At 74.5% G+C, this 15,237-nt stretch carries 14 protein-coding genes and 1 pseudogene; 4 read left to right on the top strand and 11 right to left on the bottom strand.

Annotated features, from left to right (window positions below):
- The first annotated feature begins 31 nt into the window (after window positions 1-31).
- A complete protein-coding gene (locus VIW71_RS17740) occupies window positions 32-292 on the top strand; it encodes a hypothetical protein (RefSeq protein WP_331623307.1) in 261 nt (86 codons plus the stop codon).
- A gap of 94 nt (window positions 293-386) precedes the next feature.
- On the opposite strand, the pseudogene VIW71_RS26630 reads toward VIW71_RS17740, so the two are convergent.
- Window positions 387-886: pseudogene (locus tag VIW71_RS26630) on the bottom strand (DUF5949 family protein).
- Window positions 887-1,231: 345 nt separating this feature from the next.
- Between VIW71_RS26630 and VIW71_RS17755 the strand changes: the two are divergent.
- Window positions 1,232-1,495, top strand: a complete 264-nt coding sequence (locus VIW71_RS17755) for a chaplin (RefSeq protein ID WP_331623309.1) — start codon at window positions 1,232-1,234, stop codon at window positions 1,493-1,495.
- Window positions 1,496-1,543: 48 nt separating this feature from the next.
- On the opposite strand, the gene VIW71_RS17760 is transcribed toward VIW71_RS17755, so the two are convergent.
- Both VIW71_RS17760 and VIW71_RS17765 read right to left on the bottom strand, forming a co-directional pair.
- Entirely contained in the window at window positions 1,544-2,401 is an 858-nt protein-coding gene (locus VIW71_RS17760) for a tyrosinase family protein (RefSeq protein WP_331623310.1), read from the bottom strand.
- 83 nt (window positions 2,402-2,484) lie between these two features.
- Window positions 2,485-2,904, bottom strand: a complete 420-nt coding sequence (locus VIW71_RS17765; protein ID WP_331623311.1) for a tyrosinase family oxidase copper chaperone — start codon at window positions 2,902-2,904, stop codon at window positions 2,485-2,487.
- 270 nt (window positions 2,905-3,174) lie between these two features.
- Between VIW71_RS17765 and VIW71_RS17770 the strand changes: the two genes are divergently transcribed.
- Window positions 3,175-4,527: a glycoside hydrolase family 26 protein gene (locus tag VIW71_RS17770; protein WP_331623312.1), complete on the top strand. Its 1,353-nt coding sequence runs from the start codon at window positions 3,175-3,177 to the stop codon at window positions 4,525-4,527.
- A gap of 197 nt (window positions 4,528-4,724) precedes the next feature.
- Here the strand turns inward: VIW71_RS17770 and VIW71_RS17775 are convergent, their stop codons facing one another.
- The 8 genes from VIW71_RS17775 to VIW71_RS17810 are packed head-to-tail and all read right to left on the bottom strand — an operon-like array spanning window position 4,725 to window position 14,473.
- Window positions 4,725-5,900, bottom strand: a complete 1,176-nt coding sequence (locus VIW71_RS17775; protein WP_331623313.1) for a GNAT family N-acetyltransferase — start codon at window positions 5,898-5,900, stop codon at window positions 4,725-4,727.
- Complete coding sequence (locus VIW71_RS17780; RefSeq protein ID WP_331623314.1) at window positions 5,897-6,523, bottom strand: lipopolysaccharide biosynthesis protein; 627 nt, start codon at window positions 6,521-6,523, stop codon at window positions 5,897-5,899. Before VIW71_RS17780 ends, VIW71_RS17775 begins: the two co-directional genes overlap by 4 nt.
- Before the next feature lie 8 nt (window positions 6,524-6,531).
- On the bottom strand, window positions 6,532-7,779 hold the full coding sequence (locus VIW71_RS17785; RefSeq protein ID WP_331623315.1) for a glycosyltransferase: 1,248 nt from the start codon (window positions 7,777-7,779) through the stop codon (window positions 6,532-6,534).
- A 59-nt stretch (window positions 7,780-7,838) separates the two neighbouring features.
- Window positions 7,839-8,624: a polysaccharide deacetylase family protein gene (locus VIW71_RS17790; protein WP_414720769.1), complete on the bottom strand. Its 786-nt coding sequence runs from the start codon at window positions 8,622-8,624 to the stop codon at window positions 7,839-7,841.
- Window positions 8,621-10,369 carry a lipid II flippase MurJ gene (locus tag VIW71_RS17795; protein WP_414720770.1) on the bottom strand — a complete coding sequence of 583 codons (1,749 nt, stop codon included), beginning with the start codon at window positions 10,367-10,369 and terminating at the stop codon, window positions 8,621-8,623. The genes VIW71_RS17790 and VIW71_RS17795 overlap by 4 nt, the downstream gene beginning before the upstream one ends.
- Window positions 10,333-11,685 (bottom strand): O-antigen ligase family protein, encoded by a 1,353-nt coding sequence (locus tag VIW71_RS17800; protein ID WP_331623316.1) that lies wholly within the window; start codon window positions 11,683-11,685, stop codon window positions 10,333-10,335. Before VIW71_RS17800 ends, VIW71_RS17795 begins: the two co-directional genes overlap by 37 nt.
- Window positions 11,685-13,232 carry a sugar transferase gene (locus tag VIW71_RS17805; protein ID WP_331623317.1) on the bottom strand — a complete coding sequence of 516 codons (1,548 nt, stop codon included), beginning with the start codon at window positions 13,230-13,232 and terminating at the stop codon, window positions 11,685-11,687. The genes VIW71_RS17800 and VIW71_RS17805 overlap by 1 nt, the downstream gene beginning before the upstream one ends.
- On the bottom strand, window positions 13,229-14,473 hold the full coding sequence (locus VIW71_RS17810) for a glycosyltransferase (RefSeq protein WP_331623318.1): 1,245 nt from the start codon (window positions 14,471-14,473) through the stop codon (window positions 13,229-13,231). The genes VIW71_RS17805 and VIW71_RS17810 overlap by 4 nt, the downstream gene beginning before the upstream one ends.
- A 294-nt stretch (window positions 14,474-14,767) precedes the next feature.
- Between VIW71_RS17810 and VIW71_RS17815 the strand changes: the two genes are divergently transcribed.
- Window positions 14,768-15,178 (top strand): rodlin, encoded by a 411-nt coding sequence (locus VIW71_RS17815; protein ID WP_331623319.1) that lies wholly within the window; start codon window positions 14,768-14,770, stop codon window positions 15,176-15,178.
- The last annotated feature ends 59 nt before the right edge of the window (window positions 15,179-15,237 follow it).

Below are 15,237 nucleotides of genomic sequence, written 5' to 3' on the forward strand. Positions count from 1 at the left end.
CCTCGACCGGGGTCAGGGCGTTGTATCGACCATGAATGTCTGCCGAATCCTCACCACCGCGGCCGGGACCCTTCTGCTGGCCGCCGCCGCACCCGCCGTACACGCCGCTGACCTGGGGTCCACGCTGACCAGCACGGCACTGACCGCGACCACCGCCGGAGAGCAGGCCGGGACGGCCACCTCCGGAGTGCTCGACGAGTCCGGGGTCGGTCACAGGGTCACCGCCGTGAAGAAGGCCGTCCAGGCCGGCACGGACGCGGTGAACGCGGGGAACGAGCTGGTCAACGGCTGATCGGCACGGCGAAAGAGGGCGCTCCCACTCGGACACTGTCGGCGAATGCCAACAGTGTCCACCCGGGGGCGCCCCTTTTGCCGTACGGGACCGGCTACCGCCTGATCGTGCCGATCGGAACCAGGAAGTGCGCGGCCGAGGTGAGGACCTCCTCATCGGCGGCGAAGGCGCGCAGGGACTCCTCGGTGACCGTGGAGCCGGGGGCCGCCTCCGGCCAGGGGCGGCTGGCGAGGATGACGTAGACGGCGTCGCGTACGCGGGCCGCGACGTCCACTCCTCGGGGACCGGGCAGGTGACGTGGAGGTAGGGCATGGTGAGGACCGCCTTGCCGCCCTCGACCAGCAGTGTGACGGCGGCCTTCGGGGCGCGGGCGATGTCCAGGATCGCGCCGCCGACCGGCAGCCCGATCTCCTCGGCGGCGGCCAGTACCGCGGCCCGCGTTCCCTCCGGGCCGTCCACTCCGTCGCCGAGCGAATAGGCCATCAGGAACGGGATGCCGGCGCCGTCCTCCGGGTGTTCACCCGCCCACGGGATCACCATGAGGGTGCCCAGCCGGCTCTGGAGTGCTGCGGACGTGGCATGGATCTGGCTCATGGGCCGGACCCTAACCGCCGCCCGGGTCCGGCCGGGTCGGACATCACCTCAGCGGGGGACCGCGGGGCGGAGATTCCCTCGTTCGGGGAGTTCCGTGCCGGACCGTCTCCCGGTTCGGCGACCACGGTGGTCGGCGACCTCCTCGACACCCGTCCCGCCCTCCGGGGCGCCCCACGGATTCCGCCCCCACGCAGGACCCGGCCCCGGCCGCCTCACCCGTTCGGCGCACCGCTATGCCGTCACCGGTTCGGCTCAACGTGCGTGACCATGCGTGATCTCCGTCCGTTACGCACAGCGTCAAAAGCCGCACGTGTGCGGCTGGTTTCGTCTCATGGGAGATTCTTGATGTCGCGTATCGCAAAGGCCGCGGCCGTCACCGCCGCCGCGGGAGCGGTCCTGGCCGGCGGTGCCGGTGTGGCTGCGGCCGACGCCGGCGCCGAGGGTACCGCGGTCGGTTCGCCGGGCGGGCTGTCCGGGAACGTGCTCCAGGCGCCGGTCCACGTTCCGATCGAGGTGTGCGGCAACCCGATCAGCGTGATCGGCCTCCTGAACCCGGCGTTCGGCAACCAGTGCCACATCATCTCCGCCCAGGGGGACGGCGGCCGGTAGGTCCGGGGCCCACGTGGCCTCCCGCCCCCCGAGAGCGGGAGGCCACTCTCAGTTCTCCTCGTACGTATAGAACGGCCGGTGGTCGAACATCTCCGAGGGCCGCGTGTCCCACGGCGGCATCGGCTCGTCCGCGCTGATCACCCGCCCGTGCTCCGGGTCCCTGCGGCCCAGCGCCCGGTCCGGCAGGTAGCCCGACGCCGGGTGAAGCCGCTGCCATCGCACCCACACCAGGTCGATGAACGCGTGGTGCAGCCAGAACACCGGGTCGTTCGGCGAGCTGCCGCCGATCATGTGCCCGCCCACCCACTGGTGCACCCGGTTGTGCAGATAGCCGCCCTTGGCCTCGCTGACCGTCCACCCCTCGATCCGGTTGCGGAACCCACGCGTCCCCGGCGCGGAGTTCCACGGCGCGGCGTCGTACACCGGAATCGCCAGCGCGTCGTCCAGCTCCGCCTTCGTCGGCAGCGCCACCGGCTGGTACGGGCGGCCCAGGTTGCGGGTGAGGTACCTCTCCCGGGTGACGCCATGGGTGACCGGCCAGTTCCCGTATCCGTACGCGAACGGGCCGGTCATCACCTGTCCGTCGCTGTCCCGTCCGTTGCCTCCCATGAAATCGGCCGCCCACAGCGCCGAGTTCGGTGAGCGGTCGCGCGTCCAGTCCCAGTACGGGATGGTGACGTCCGGGTCCAGCCTCCGCAGATCGCGCTCGAAGGCCAGCAGGAACTGCCGGTGCCAGGGAAAGAACGTCGGCGCCATGTGGGCGATCCGCAACCCGCTCTCGCCGTCCGAGGCGAAATACTCGGCGTGCAGCGTCACGTACTTCTCGTAGCGGCCGGTGCGCTTGAGTTCGAGCACGGCCTCGACGAACTGGGCGCGCTGACGGCTGGTCAGGTTCCTCTGGTTCATACGGGTGTACACGGGTGCGGACCCCTCGGCGTCGTCGGCGTTCTCGGTCGGGCGACCCCTCGACCGGCTTTCGGCAGGGTGTTTCAGTGCTGGTGCTCGCTGCTCGTGGACAGTTCGGCCCGCCCGATCGCGTCGACCGCGCCGCGGGCGGTGGCCAGCGGGGTCAGGTACGGCTGGAAGTGGTTGGCCATGCTGATCCAGCTGCCGTCCACCCGCCGCATCACCTGCAGCGGCTGCCCGTCGATGAGGATCGCCACGGCGCCGTCGCCGTCCGCGCCGAACGCCTGGATGCGGCGGCCCCGGTACACCTCGTCGAAGAGCGCCGCCGGACCGCCCCGGGAACCGTTCCCGTCCGCACCGCCGCCCGGACCCGGCCGCTGCTGGCTGGCCGGCGTCGGACCCAGCGCCGCCGCCGTACCGCCGGCGGCGGCCACCGCCGTGAGCCCGGTCCTGATCACCCTCCTGCGCGTCACCATGCCGGACTCCTTCCGTCCGCTCGTCATCGCGGCTCATCATGCGCCGCAGGCAGGCGAAACAGCGGATTATCGGTATGACGGGAACGGAAATTCGTCCGCCCGAGTGAGGCCGGATCTGCTGCCTGCCGTGACGGACGGCCCGCCAGAAAGTCGTCGCCGCACGGTATTTCACGGTGCGAACGCGGTACGGATTCCCCTACGGCCCACCCCGGCGCGGGAACCGGCGCGGTGTGTGCGGCGACTGACCGGCATGCAGCGCGGGGCCGGTGCGGACGGGCCGTCAACAAGGGAGTGAGCATGGCCGATGGACGCCAGTGGTGGACGCGTACGAGCCTCGGAGCGGTCGCGGCTGCTCTGGTGCTGTCCGGGCTGACGCACACCGCGCTCGGCGAGCCCCCCTCGACCCCGACCGGCTCCACGCCTCCGACCCCCGCACCCGCCCCGCCGGGCGCCGGCGTCCCCCTGATGGGCGCGTTCACCGATTCCGGAGCCGAGGGCGTACACCGCATCCCCGCCCTGGAGAGCTGGCTCGGCGGTACCGAGCTGCGGGTCGGCCACACCTACCTGCCCGGCGAGAACTGGCAGGGCATCGAGGGCGGCGACGACCTGCTGACCGCTTGGGCGGCCTGGAAGCGCGCCGACCCGGACCGGCTGTTCGTGCTCAACGTGCCGATGCAGGCGAACAACGAGGGCCACCTCCCCGACAGCGAGGTCCGCGACCTCATCCGGTCCGGTGCGGGCGGGACGAACGACGCCCACTTCACCCGGCTCGCCCAGCGCCTGGTAGGCCTCGGCGTCCCCGGCACCGTGATCGTGCTCGGCTGGGAGATGAACGGCACCACATACACCCACCGCTGTGCGCCCGACCCCGCCGGCTGGAAGACGTACTGGAACCGGATCGTCACCGCGATGCGCGCGGTTCCTGGCCAGCACTTCAGATTCGACTTCGCCCCGAACCGCGGCCAGGACGCCATCGGCTGGACCGAGTGCTACCCGGGCGACGACACGGTCGACATCATCGGCATGGACTCCTACGACCAGCCGCCCGGTGACTCCTTCCACGACCAGGTCACCCAGCCGTACGGCCTCCAGGCCCAGGTCGACTTCGCCGCCGAGCACGAAAAGGCCATCTCCTACCCGGAGTGGGGCCTGTTCACGAACGGCGACGACCCGGACTACATGAGCCTGATGCTCGACTGGATCGCCGCGCACAAGCCCCTCTACCAGACGATCACCGACTACTGCCCGCACGGCGTCTGGCAGTGCCAGGACAACCCGCAGTCCTCGTCGGTCTACCGCGACAGGCTGAAGGCTGCGCCAAAACCCCCACCGCCCCCGAGCCGCACCGCGATCCCGAAGCCGACCGTGACCGCGCCCCTGAAACCGCCACCGCCACCGAAGCCGACCGTGACCGCGCCCCTGAACCCGGCCGCGACCCTGAAACCGCCACCGCCACCGCGACCGACCCCGAAACCAGCCGTGACCCCGACCCCGAAACCAGCCGCCGCAGTCTCGAACCCGACCGCAGTCTCGAACCCGACCGCAACCCCGAAAGCGACCGGCATTCCGACGCGGACCGCAACCGTGCCACCCACCCACACCCCCACCCCCATCCCCGCCGAGCCCGCCCGCCCCGGTTCAGCGGGATGACGGCGTCGACCAAGACCACGGGCAGGGTCGCCCTGCGTGTGCGGCTGGCGGTGATCAGGTGAAGGCCAAGGGGCCGGAGGGGCAGGGGTCCGAAATGCTTACGTGTATGTGTGTGCCGCCAGGCCCGTAACTATACGATTTCGGACCCCTGCCCCGGAGGCCCGCCCCGACCGGCGCCCACGCCCCCGCAGCCCCGGTCACGCCTCGCGAACGTCTTGCGAACGCCTCGCGTACGTCTTGCGAACGTACGCCCGCGCTCGGTACAGCCGCGGCGAGCGGCCAGCCGCCTCCCGCACCGCCGCCAGCCCGCGGCGGACCAGCAGCCGAACCACGCCCGAGCGGTTCGCCAGCAGCAACCGCTGGTTCACCCGGCGCTCCGGCCGCCAGTGGAACTTGTAAGGTTCCGCGCCCCGCAACAGGCTCAGCGTCCCCCGTCCCCCGCCCGCCGCCTGTCGTACACCGTGCCGCAGCAGCAACGTGGAGACATCGACCCGGGCGGCGCGCAGCCGCGGGTGCGCGCCGTAGAGGTAGCCCCCGGCCAGGCCCGGCGAGAGCACTGTCAGGTTGGCGGCCACCACCTCCCCGCCGATCCGGAACTCGGTGATCACCGCGTCGCCGCCGGCCACCATGCGGCTCCCCGCCCGGACCAGGTGCTCGCCGAACCGCGGTCGCAGGTGCTCCGCGGTCACCCCGCGGCCCTGCCACTGCGACAGGTGCAGCCCCAGCATGGTCCGTACCGCCGACGGCACCTCGTGCGCGGCGACCTCGCGCTCCTCCACGCCCGCCGCGTCCATTTTCCGCAGGTGCGAGCGGATGCGCTGACCACGTGAGCTGCCGACCCGGGCGATCAGGTCCGCCATCGGGAGTCCGGGCAGTTCCAGGCAGACCGAGTCGGCGAGCCGCCGCTTGGGGCCGGGCCACCGTTCGTACACCCGCTCGGCCGCCCCGCCCGGCCGTACCTCCCGCAGATCGATCACCGCGCCCCGCCCGGCGCGCCGCAGCCCGGTGACGAGCGCGTCGGTCACCTCGTCGGCGTGGTCGCGGTCGATCAGGACGTCGGTGAAGTCGGTGATCCCGCCGCCGAGCGCCACGAGCACCGGCAGGGGCCGGTACAGCCGCATCAGCGCCGCCGCGCCCACCAGTTCCGTCCCGCGCCGTACGAGCACGATCCGCAGCCGGCCGCGGCGCGGGCCGTACGACAGCCACCACGAGTGCAGCCAGGCATGGCTCTGGAAGGCGGTCGCCGTGGCGCAACGCCGGTGCAGCCGTGTCCACTCGGCGGCGAGGGCGGCGAACGCACCGGGATCGCGGCAGACGCTGATTCGGAGCGGGGGTTCGCCGGGGTCGGCGTCTGCCGGTGCTACGGCCGTCACATCCCCGCCCCGGCGGGTTCGTGCGCCGGGGCGGGAACCGTGGCGGCGAGCTCGTACCGCTCTTCGGGGCGGACGAGAAGGGCGAGGGCGCCGAGGAGGCCGCCCGCGCTGGTGCCGACGGCCGCGGAGAGGAGGGGGGAGGGAGAGGAAGGGGTGGTGGGCGGGGTGGCGCGGGAGAGCAGCAGGAGGCGTACGCCGGTGCGCCCCGCGTCGCGGTTGCCGGTGGCGGCGAGGGAGTCGGCGACGGCGTTGGCGATGGTGGCGGACCAGGAGGGGCGGGTCGCGGAGCCGGTGACGGAGATCATCGGGGCGTCCGGCGAGGTCGCGGCCCGCACGCCTGCCTTGAGGTCGGCCGCGGCGATGTGCGAGGCCGACTGCGCGCCGGCCAGCACCCCGGAACCGGTGACCACCCGCGCGTACGCCTGCGCGAAGCCGAGCGCGGTCGCGGAGTCGCCGGCGTGCTGCGGTACGACGACGACGTAACTGGTCGCGGTGTACTGGTGGGGCGCCGCCAGCCCGTAACCCAGTCCGCCCAGCAGCCCGAGCCCCAGCCCGAGCGGCAACGGCAGCCAGTGGGGCAGCGCGCGCCGCCGCTTGCGGTCGCGTGCGCGGATCTCGTCCATGCGGTCTCTCATTTCTCGGCGGTTCGGGGTGCGGGCCCGGTCATGGGTCCGGCGGCGGCGGGCGTGGCACCGGGCCTCGACCCGGATGCGCGTCCGGGCGGGCGCCCGGGTGTCCGGGCGGGCGACGCCGCAGGCGACTGCGTGGGCACGGCGGTCCGGCGGCGCCCGCCGCGGCCGGAGACCGCCGCCGTGTAGAAGGCCATGACGTTCTCGGCGGTGCGGGCGATGTCGTAGCGGGCGAGGGCCGGCGGGACCGGCAGCCGGTGGGGGCCGGCGTCGAGGCGGGTGCGGACGGCCGCTTCGAGCTGGTCGGGATCGATCCGTACCGCGCCGGGCGCGTCCGTGGCCGGCAGGTCCTCGACGGCGGGGCAGGACACGTAGAGCGCGGGCAGTCCGGCGGCCAGTGCCTCGATGACGGCGAGCCCGAAGGACTCCTCGCGGGAGGGGGAGACGAACAGGTCCATCGCGGCGAGGAGTTCGGGTACGTCGGGGCTGAGACCCGGGCTGGCCAGCCGGACCCGGTCCGCGATGCCGCACTCGTGGATGATCCGCAGCAGCGTGAACTCCTCCGGGCCGTCGCCCGCCAGCAGCAGGTGGGCGCGGGGGTCGGCGGCGACCGCGCGGAGGAGCAGGTCGAACCCCTTGGAGGGAATGAAGCGCCCCATCCCGCCGACCACGAACGCGTCGTCCGGCAGCCCGAACGCAGCGCGGGTCGCCGCGCGGGCGGACCGGGAGAAGCGGAACCGCTGCGGGTCGATGCCGTTGGGCGCGACCTGGATGCGCTGCCCGGGGACACCCCAGGCGTCCAGGCGCTGCGCGACAGTGTCGGACACCGCCAGGGTGCCGCTGCCCAGTTTCTCGGTGGCCCGGTACAGCACGCGGGTGCCGCGGCTGAGCGGCCGGCCCTCCATCTGGGTGGCGCCGAGGGAGTGTTCGGTGGCGACGACGGTTCGGACCCCGGCCAGGCGCGCGGCCAGCCGCCCGTACACGCAGGCGCGGTACAGGTGGGTGTGCACGATGTCGTACCGTCCCGCCCTGATGTGCGCGGTCAGCCGCGGCAGCACGCTCAGGTCGCGGTTGCCGGCCATGCCGAGGTGCGTGACGGGGATGCCGTCGGCCCGGATCGCCTCGGCGACCGGCCCGGGATTGGTGAGGGTCACGACCTCGCAGGAGGCGGGGAGCTGGCGCAGCAGCAGCCGCAACTGCTGTTCGGCGCCGCCGATGCCGAGGCCGGTGATGATGTGCAGGACTTTCACGTCTCGTCGCCTCCTGAGGGATGTGCGGGGTCGGTGGTCGGTGGGTGGTGGGCCGGGGGTCACTCGTCCTGTTCCGGCAGCGCGGTGAGCCGCGCCCGGCGGACGCGGTGCAGCCAGCGCTTGGCGTGCAGGCGCGGCCCGGTGTCGTCCTCGCCGACGTACGTACGCGGGAGCGCGTACCTGCCCGCGAGCGGTCCGGGGTCGACGGCGCACGCGTAGCCGTAACCCGCGTCGCGTACGGCGAGCAGCGCGCGTACGTCGATGGCGCCGTACGGATAGCAGAAGCCCTCGGGCGCGGTGCCGGTGAGGTCCGCCAGCCGCCTGCGGCTGCCGCGGACCTCGGCGGCGAGGGTGACCTCGTGGACGGTGGTGAGGTCGCGGTGGAGGAGGCCGTGGGAGCCGATCTCCATGCCGGCGGCGGCGACCTCGCGGATGCCGTCCGCGTCGAGCAGGGTCTTGCGGGGGCCGCGGGTGTCCCAGACGTTGGTGCCGCCGAGCCGGCCGGGGAGGACGAACACCGTGGCGGTGTGGCCGTGTTCCAGGAGCAGGGGCAGGGCGTGCGTGCGGAAGTCGGCGTAGCCGTCGTCGAAGGTGAGGCCGACGCGGTGGCTTCGGCGGCCCGCGGCGCGGGCGGCGAGCAGTTCGCGCATGCTCACGCCGCGCAGCCCGTGGTCGCGCAGCCAGGCCAGTTGCCGGGCGAGCCGGGCCGGGGTGACGGTGACCAGGTAAGGGTCGTCGTCGTCCCGGGAGCCGTCGGAGCCGTTGACGGAGTGGTACATCAGCGTCCAGGGCGCGCGGCGCGACGTCCTGCCGAGGGCGCGGGGGGAGAGGAGTTCTGCGGTCATGGGAGAGGCTCCGTTTCACGGTGGCGGGCGGACGCTCGGCCCGCGGTGGTGCGGACGGCCGCGGCCGTGCCGGTGATGCCCGCGAACACGGCGGGTACGGCCAGAGCGCAGGCCGCGGCGGAGGTCGGGGCGCCGTCGATCCGCTCGGCCAGCGCCCACCCGGCGCCGGTCGCCGCGGCGGCGGCGAGCAGCAGCAGCCCCAGCCGGGCGGCCAGGGCGCGGGCGCGCGGCGCGACGCCGTGCGACCCGAGGCCGCGCAGCAGCAGCGCGGCGGTCACCGTGATGCCGGCGGCGTTCCCCGCGGCGATCCCGTACACCCCCCACGTCCCGGCCACCGCCGCGTCCACCGCGCCGGTGACCAGCAGCCCCACCCCCATCGCCGCCGCCGGCCCCCACGTCGGCCTGCCCGCCGAGAAGTACGGTCTGATCAGCGCCCCGACCAGGCTCTGGCCGAGCAGGCCGAGCGCGTACACCCGCATCACGGCCGCCGTCGCGGCGGTGTCCGCCGCGTCGAACCGCCCCCGCTGGAAGAGGGTCGCGACGATCTGCGGCGCGCACGCGATCAGGTACGCGGTGCCGAGCAGCACGACCACGCAGGCGAGCGTCAGATCCCGCTCGACGCGCCGCCGGGCCTGCTCGCGCTTCCCCGCGGCGAGGGCGCGCGACATCGCGGGGAAGGTGACCGCGCAGGTCATCAGCGACAGCGCCATCGGCAACTGCGCCACCTTCTGTGCGTAATTGAGGTGCGAGATCGCTCCCGCGGACAGCGGCGCGGCGAAGAACCGCTCGACCAGTACCTGGGCCTGACGGCCGAGGGTGAAGAGGAGGACGGGGGCGAGCAGGGCGAGGAACCGCTGGGTGGGGGCGCCGGGCAGGTCCGGTGCGGGGGGCGGGGGTTGGGCGGGGAGCGTCGCGTGTGCCGGCAGGTCCCGTGCGACGGCGGGTGCCCGGACGGGAGCGACGACCGGCGGAGCCGCCCGGCGGGCCCGTACCCGCATCTCGGCCGCCACCGCGGGCAGTTGCACCACGACCATCAGCGCGCCCCCCACCGCGACGCCGGCGGCAGCCGTCCGTACGCCCCACCTCCCGTGCAGCGTCTGCAGCGTGGCGAGGATGCCGAGGTTGTACGCGACGTAGATCGCCGCGGGGGGCAGATACCGGCCGTGTGCGCGCAGGGCGGCGCTGAGGTAGCCGGCCAGGCCGAAGGTGAGGACGGTGACGGCGGTGAGGCGGGCGCAGGCCACGGCGGTGGCGGGGTCGGCGAGTCCGGGGGCCAGCGCGCGCACGACCACGGGCGCGCCCGCCGCGAGGGCGGCGGTGAGCACCGCCAGCACGGCGAGCAGCCGCGGCAGCGTGCTGCGGACCAGGGCCCGTACCTCGCCGCCGCGCGCCAGTACCCCGCTGAACGCCGGCACCATCACCAGCGCCATGGCGTCCTCGATCAGCACGGTCGCCGCGACCTCGGGGACCGTCCAGGCGACCAGGAAGGCGTCGCTCTCCGGCCCGGCGCCGAACAGGCGCGCGACGGCCTGGTCGCGCACCAGCCCGAGCACGGCCCCGGCGGCGGTGAGCACCGCCGTCCCCCCGGCGGCCCGGACCAGGGCCCGTCCGGACGGGGCGGCAGTCGGCCGCACGCCCACCCGCACACCCTCGCGCGCCCCCGCGCACGCCGCGTACGCCCCCCGCTCCGGGAGCAGCGCCTCGCCCATCACGCCCCCCGGTCCGGTGCCGGGTGCAGCGCCCACCAGGCCGACAGGCCCAGGACCGTGGCCGTGAGAACCGTCGAAGGGCCGCCGATGTCCGCGTACAGGAAGTCGACACAGGACCACAGCACCAGGCCGGTCGCCGCCAGGCCGGCCGACGGTCCCTGACGGCCGGCGCGCCGCGTACGCAGCAGCCGGGCCGTGGACGCGGTGAGCACCGCCGCCAGGGAACCGGTGAGCAGGGCGCAGCCCGGCAGGCCCTGTTCGGAGAGGGTGAGGAGGTACATGTTGTGCGGGGAGAGGAGGGGCTCGCGGGTGAAGGGCCGGCCCGCGCCGGAGGTGTCGCTCGCGGAGGAGAGGGCGAGGGAGGCGTGGGAGTCGCGCTCTTCCGGGAAGCGTTTGAGGCCGACCCCGGTGAGGGGGTGCTCGCGCCACATGGAGAGGGCGGCGGCCCAGAGGGCGTAGCGGTCGGTGACGGAGGAGTCGGGCGCGTCGGTGACCCGGGTGATGCTGGTGACGCGCTCACCGATCATGCGCGGGCCGACCACGTGGGAGCCGACCCCGAACCCGCCCACCAGCAGCACCGCGCACGCGGCCGACGCCAGTACCATCCGCGCGGCCCGCACCGCCTGCCGCCGCCCCGCGAGGGCGGTCATCGCCGCGCACGCGACGGCCGTGGCGATCCACGTACCCCGGCTGAAGGACACGGTGAGCGGGACCAGCAGCGCGCCGACGCACGCCAGCGCGCTGCGGCGCACCCGAGGCGACCGGGCGGGCGCGAGCGCGTACCCCACCGCGATCACCATCCCGTACGCCACCACCGTCGCCATGCCCATCACGTCGGACGGCCCGAACGTGCCGACCGCCCTGACGTTCTCGCCCTGGTACGACGCGCCGGTGGCGGTCGCGTACTGCCACACGCCGATGCCGCCCTGGACGAGGGCGAGGGCGACGACCGACCCGGCGACGACCGCGAAGTCCCGGCGGTCGCGCAGCAGCAGGACGAGCGAGGCCGGAACGAGAACGAACACCTGGGCGTAGCGCAGGAACCCGGTGACGCCGACACCCGGGCCGAGGGAGGTCACCGCGGCGACCGCGAAACCGACCACGGGCGCGCCCAGGACGAGGGCGGCGGCCGGGGTCAGGACCCGGCGGCGCTCCCGCAGCAGCCGGACCGCGCAGGTCAGGACGAGTACGGCGGACGCGGCGTCGGCCGGGGTGACCTTGCCGGCGGTGGAGACGTCGCCGGCCGGGGCCGGGACGGCGAGCAGCAGCACGGTGGCGAGCGCGGGCAGCAGGGGCGCGGCCCACCCGAGGCGGCGCGGGGCGGGCAGGCGGACCGCGAGTGTGAGCGCCATCAGCGCCCGCCGAGCCGGAAGAGCGAACCGGCCGTCCGCAGCAGGATCGTCACGTCCCGCCACAGCGACCAACTGTCGATGTAGTGGTTGTCGAACCGCGTCCGGTCGGCGATCGAGGTGTCGCCGCGCAGCCCGTGCACCTGGGCGAGCCCGGTGATGCCGACGGGCATCCGGTGCCGGTTCTGGTAGCCGGGGTGGGACTGGGCGAACCGCCGGACGAAGTACGGGCGTTCGGGGCGCGGGCCGACCAGGCTCATGTCGCCGCGCAGCACGTTCCACAACTGCGGCAACTCGTCCAGCGAGGTACGGCGCAGCAACCGCCCGACCCCGCTCATCCGCCGGTCGTCGGCGATGTTCCAGCGGGTCGCCGCCTCGCGCTCGTCGCGCGGCCGCAATGTACGGAACTTGAGCAGCGTGAACGGCCGCCCGCCGAGCCCGATCCGCTCCTGCCGGAAGATCACCCCGGGGCCGTCCGCGATCCGCACCGCGAGCGCGCACGCCCCGAGCAGGGGCGCGAGCGCGCCGAGCGCCACCGCCGCCACCGCAGCGTCCAGCCCCCGTTTGGCCCACCGCCGCGGACCGCCGGCCACGACGCCGTACGGTCCGACCGCCAGCCGCCGGACCGCGAATCCCCACAGGTGCCCGGCGGAGTCTGCGGGCCTTCCTCCGGCGGGGGCTTCGGCGGGGGCTCCGACCGGCACCGGGCCCGGCCCGGCGCTCACCTGCCACAGACGGCACCCGCGCGCGGCGAGCAGCCGTACGGTCGCGGCCGTGCGTGGGTCGGCCACGGAGGGACCGCTGACGACGACGGCGTGGCGGACGGAGTTCTGGATGACGGCCCGGGTGATCTCGCCGTGCCGGGTCAGGAGGGGGAGCGGCAGGCCGAGGTCGCGTACCGCGGGGTCCTCGGGCCGCGCGGCCGGTCCGGGCGCGACGATGCCGACCGGACGCAGCCCGTACTCGGGGTGGGTGTGCAGGGCAGCGGTGAGCCGGCGGACGCCCGGGCCGGTACCGACGATCAGAGTGGAACCGGGGCGCCGACGGGCCAGGGAGCGGCGCAGCCGGTGCACGAGGGCGCGCAGCGCGCAGGCCGCGAGCGCGGTCAGCGTGACCGCGGTCAGCAGGACGGGCCAGGTGAGCGCGTCGTCCGGGCTGGTCGCGGCGACCACGGCGGCGGCGAAAGCCCAGGCCAGCGCGGTGCGCGGGGCGATCACGGGCAGCTCGTCGAGGGCGGCGGGCGCCAGGTGGGGGCGGTAGAGCCCGGCCCGGTGGTGGGCGAGCAGCAGCGCCGTGAGCAGCGGCCCGGCCGCCACCGGCCCGGCGTCCGGCCCGACCGTCCACAGCCCGGCGAGCGCCCCCGCGCAGTCCGTGGTGATCAGCGCTACGGCGGCGCGCTCCGGGAGGGCCCGGGGCCGGCGGGGGGGCGCGGTCCGCCGGGGGGCGGGGCGGCGCGGGGCGGAGAGGGTGGGGGCGACGGGGGCGTACGCGGACCCGGCGGAGGACGTCTGCGCCGCCGGTCCCGGCAGGCGCGCGCTGTCCCGCCTCACCGGGTGGCCCTCGCGGTCGGGGCGGAGCGCGGGAGGGCGAGCAGGTCCCGGTAGAGACCGGTGACGGCCTCGGTGGATCTTCGTACGTCGTGCCGTGCCCGTACGTGCGCCAGCGCGCGCAGCCCCGCTGCCGTACGCAGCGCCGGAGCGGTCAGCAGCCGCACCAGCGCGGCGGCCAGCGCCCGTTCGTCCGCGACGGGCACGACGCAGACGGACCGGTCGGCCGGCGGCACGCTCTCCCGGGCGCCGCCGACGTCGGTGACCACCACCGGCCGGCCGCAGGCCATCGCCTCCAGCGGCGCGAGGGCCATGCCCTCCCAGCGCGACGGCAGGACCACCACGTCGGCGGCCTGGTACCAGGGCGCGGTGTCGTACGCGGCCCCGGCCAGTGTGACGTTCCCGGGCGCGTCGCGCAGCAGCCGTACGTGGTCGGGTCCGTCGCCGACCAGCGCGAGGCGGGCCTGCGGCAGGCGCGCGGCGACCTCGGGCCAGGCCCGCAGCAGCACGTCCTGGCCTTTTTGCGGGCAGAGCCGCCCGACGCACACCACCAGCGGCGTGGTGGGACCGAGGCCGGACAGGGCCGGGAGCGACGCCCGTACCGCGTCGCGTCGCGGCGCGGGCGTGAAGCGGGCGGTGTCGACGCCGTTGGGGACCACCGCCCAGGCGGCGCGGATGCCGTGCGCCTCGCCCGAGGCCCGTTCGGCCTGGCTGACGCACAGCACGCGGTCCGACCAGCGGGCGGCGCGGCCTTCCCACCGCACGGCCGCCCGCGCGGTGAGGCCGCCGACCGCCTCGTACGACCAGGCGTGCGGCTGGAAGACGGTGGGGACGGCGCCGCGGACGGCGAGGCGGCCGGCCAGTCCGGCCTTGGCGCTGTGCAGGTGGAGCAGGTCGGGGCGGGCGGCGCGGATCAGGCGGCGGGCCCCGGCGACCTCGCGCGCGAGGCCGGCGCCGGGGGAGCGGCGAGCGGCCCATCGGACGACCTCGGCGCCGGCCTCGGCGGCGGTGGCGGGGAGGGCGGGTTCCAGGAGGGCTCCCTCGACTGCCGGTGGCAGGGCGGCCGGCCGCCGGCCCGAGGGGTCCGAGCGGTCCGAGGGGTCCGGACAGGCCACCACGACGCGCGCCCCGCCGCGTACCTGTGCCCGCACCAGCTCCGTCACGGTGCGGGCGACCCCGCCCCCGACAGGCTGAGCCAGATGGAACACCGTCAGCCCGGCGAGGGCGGAGTGGTTGTGCGGCATCGCGCGCCGTTCTCTCTCTCCGGGGCACGGTGCGGCCATCGACGAATACCGTGCCTGTCAGGTAATCACCACGTAGCAGAAACGCACGCTGGCAGACGGCGGGCGTCACATCACGTATGACGCGCGGCTCTTACGCACATCGAGTGGTCGTAGGACAATCCGATAAAGAAGTTGACGGACTGTCGACCGTCAATTCGCGTTCCATTCGAGTGAAACCCCATTACCAACCGCCTGTCGCGGTGTTGACCAGACCAACCCTGGTACCGGGGCAATCTCTCCACAGAAGGACCAACCGTGATCAAGAAGATCCTCGCCACGGCGGCCGTCGCCGTCTCCATCGCGGGCGTCTCGGCGTCGGTCGCCCCCCAGGCGATGGCCATCGGTGACGACGGCGGCACCAACACCGCCAACGGCAACGGTTCCGCGCAGGTCTACGGGAACACGTACACCGGCGGATACATGAGCCCGCAGTTCGCGCTGATCGCCGGCTCTCTGAACAAGCCCTGCATCGCCCTGCCCGCCAAGGCCAACCTGGCCTCCCTGGGTGGCCTCGCCCCGATCGCCGTTCAGGACATCAACGTGCTGTCCTCGCCGCAGAACCAGCAGTGCGCCGAAGGTTCGACCCAGTCCAAGGGCGACGAGCCGTTCTCGCACATCCTGGACAACATCCCGATCCTCTCCGGTAACGGTGCGGCCAACCGCTGACGCCGCCGAACCACGGTTCCGCTCCCCGGGCGGCCCCGGCCTGCCGACGCACCGCTGTC

It is taken from the genome of Streptomyces sp. (genome assembly GCF_036524955.1).
Taxonomy (GTDB): domain Bacteria; phylum Actinomycetota; class Actinomycetes; order Streptomycetales; family Streptomycetaceae; genus Actinacidiphila.

Coding starts and splice junctions, on each gene's coding strand:
- VIW71_RS17740 (WP_331623307.1), top strand. CDS start 32: ATGAATGTCTGCCGAATCCTCACCACCGCGGCCGGGACCCTTCTGCTG.
- VIW71_RS17755 (WP_331623309.1), top strand. CDS start 1,232: ATGTCGCGTATCGCAAAGGCCGCGGCCGTCACCGCCGCCGCGGGAGCG.
- VIW71_RS17760 (WP_331623310.1), bottom strand. CDS start 2,401: ATGAACCAGAGGAACCTGACCAGCCGTCAGCGCGCCCAGTTCGTCGAG.
- VIW71_RS17765 (WP_331623311.1), bottom strand. CDS start 2,904: ATGACGAGCGGACGGAAGGAGTCCGGCATGGTGACGCGCAGGAGGGTG.
- VIW71_RS17770 (WP_331623312.1), top strand. CDS start 3,175: ATGGCCGATGGACGCCAGTGGTGGACGCGTACGAGCCTCGGAGCGGTC.
- VIW71_RS17780 (WP_331623314.1), bottom strand. CDS start 6,523: ATGGACGAGATCCGCGCACGCGACCGCAAGCGGCGGCGCGCGCTGCCC.
- VIW71_RS17790 (WP_414720769.1), bottom strand. CDS start 8,624: ATGACCGCAGAACTCCTCTCCCCCCGCGCCCTCGGCAGGACGTCGCGC.
- VIW71_RS17800 (WP_331623316.1), bottom strand. CDS start 11,685: ATGGCGCTCACACTCGCGGTCCGCCTGCCCGCCCCGCGCCGCCTCGGG.
- VIW71_RS17810 (WP_331623318.1), bottom strand. CDS start 14,473: ATGCCGCACAACCACTCCGCCCTCGCCGGGCTGACGGTGTTCCATCTG.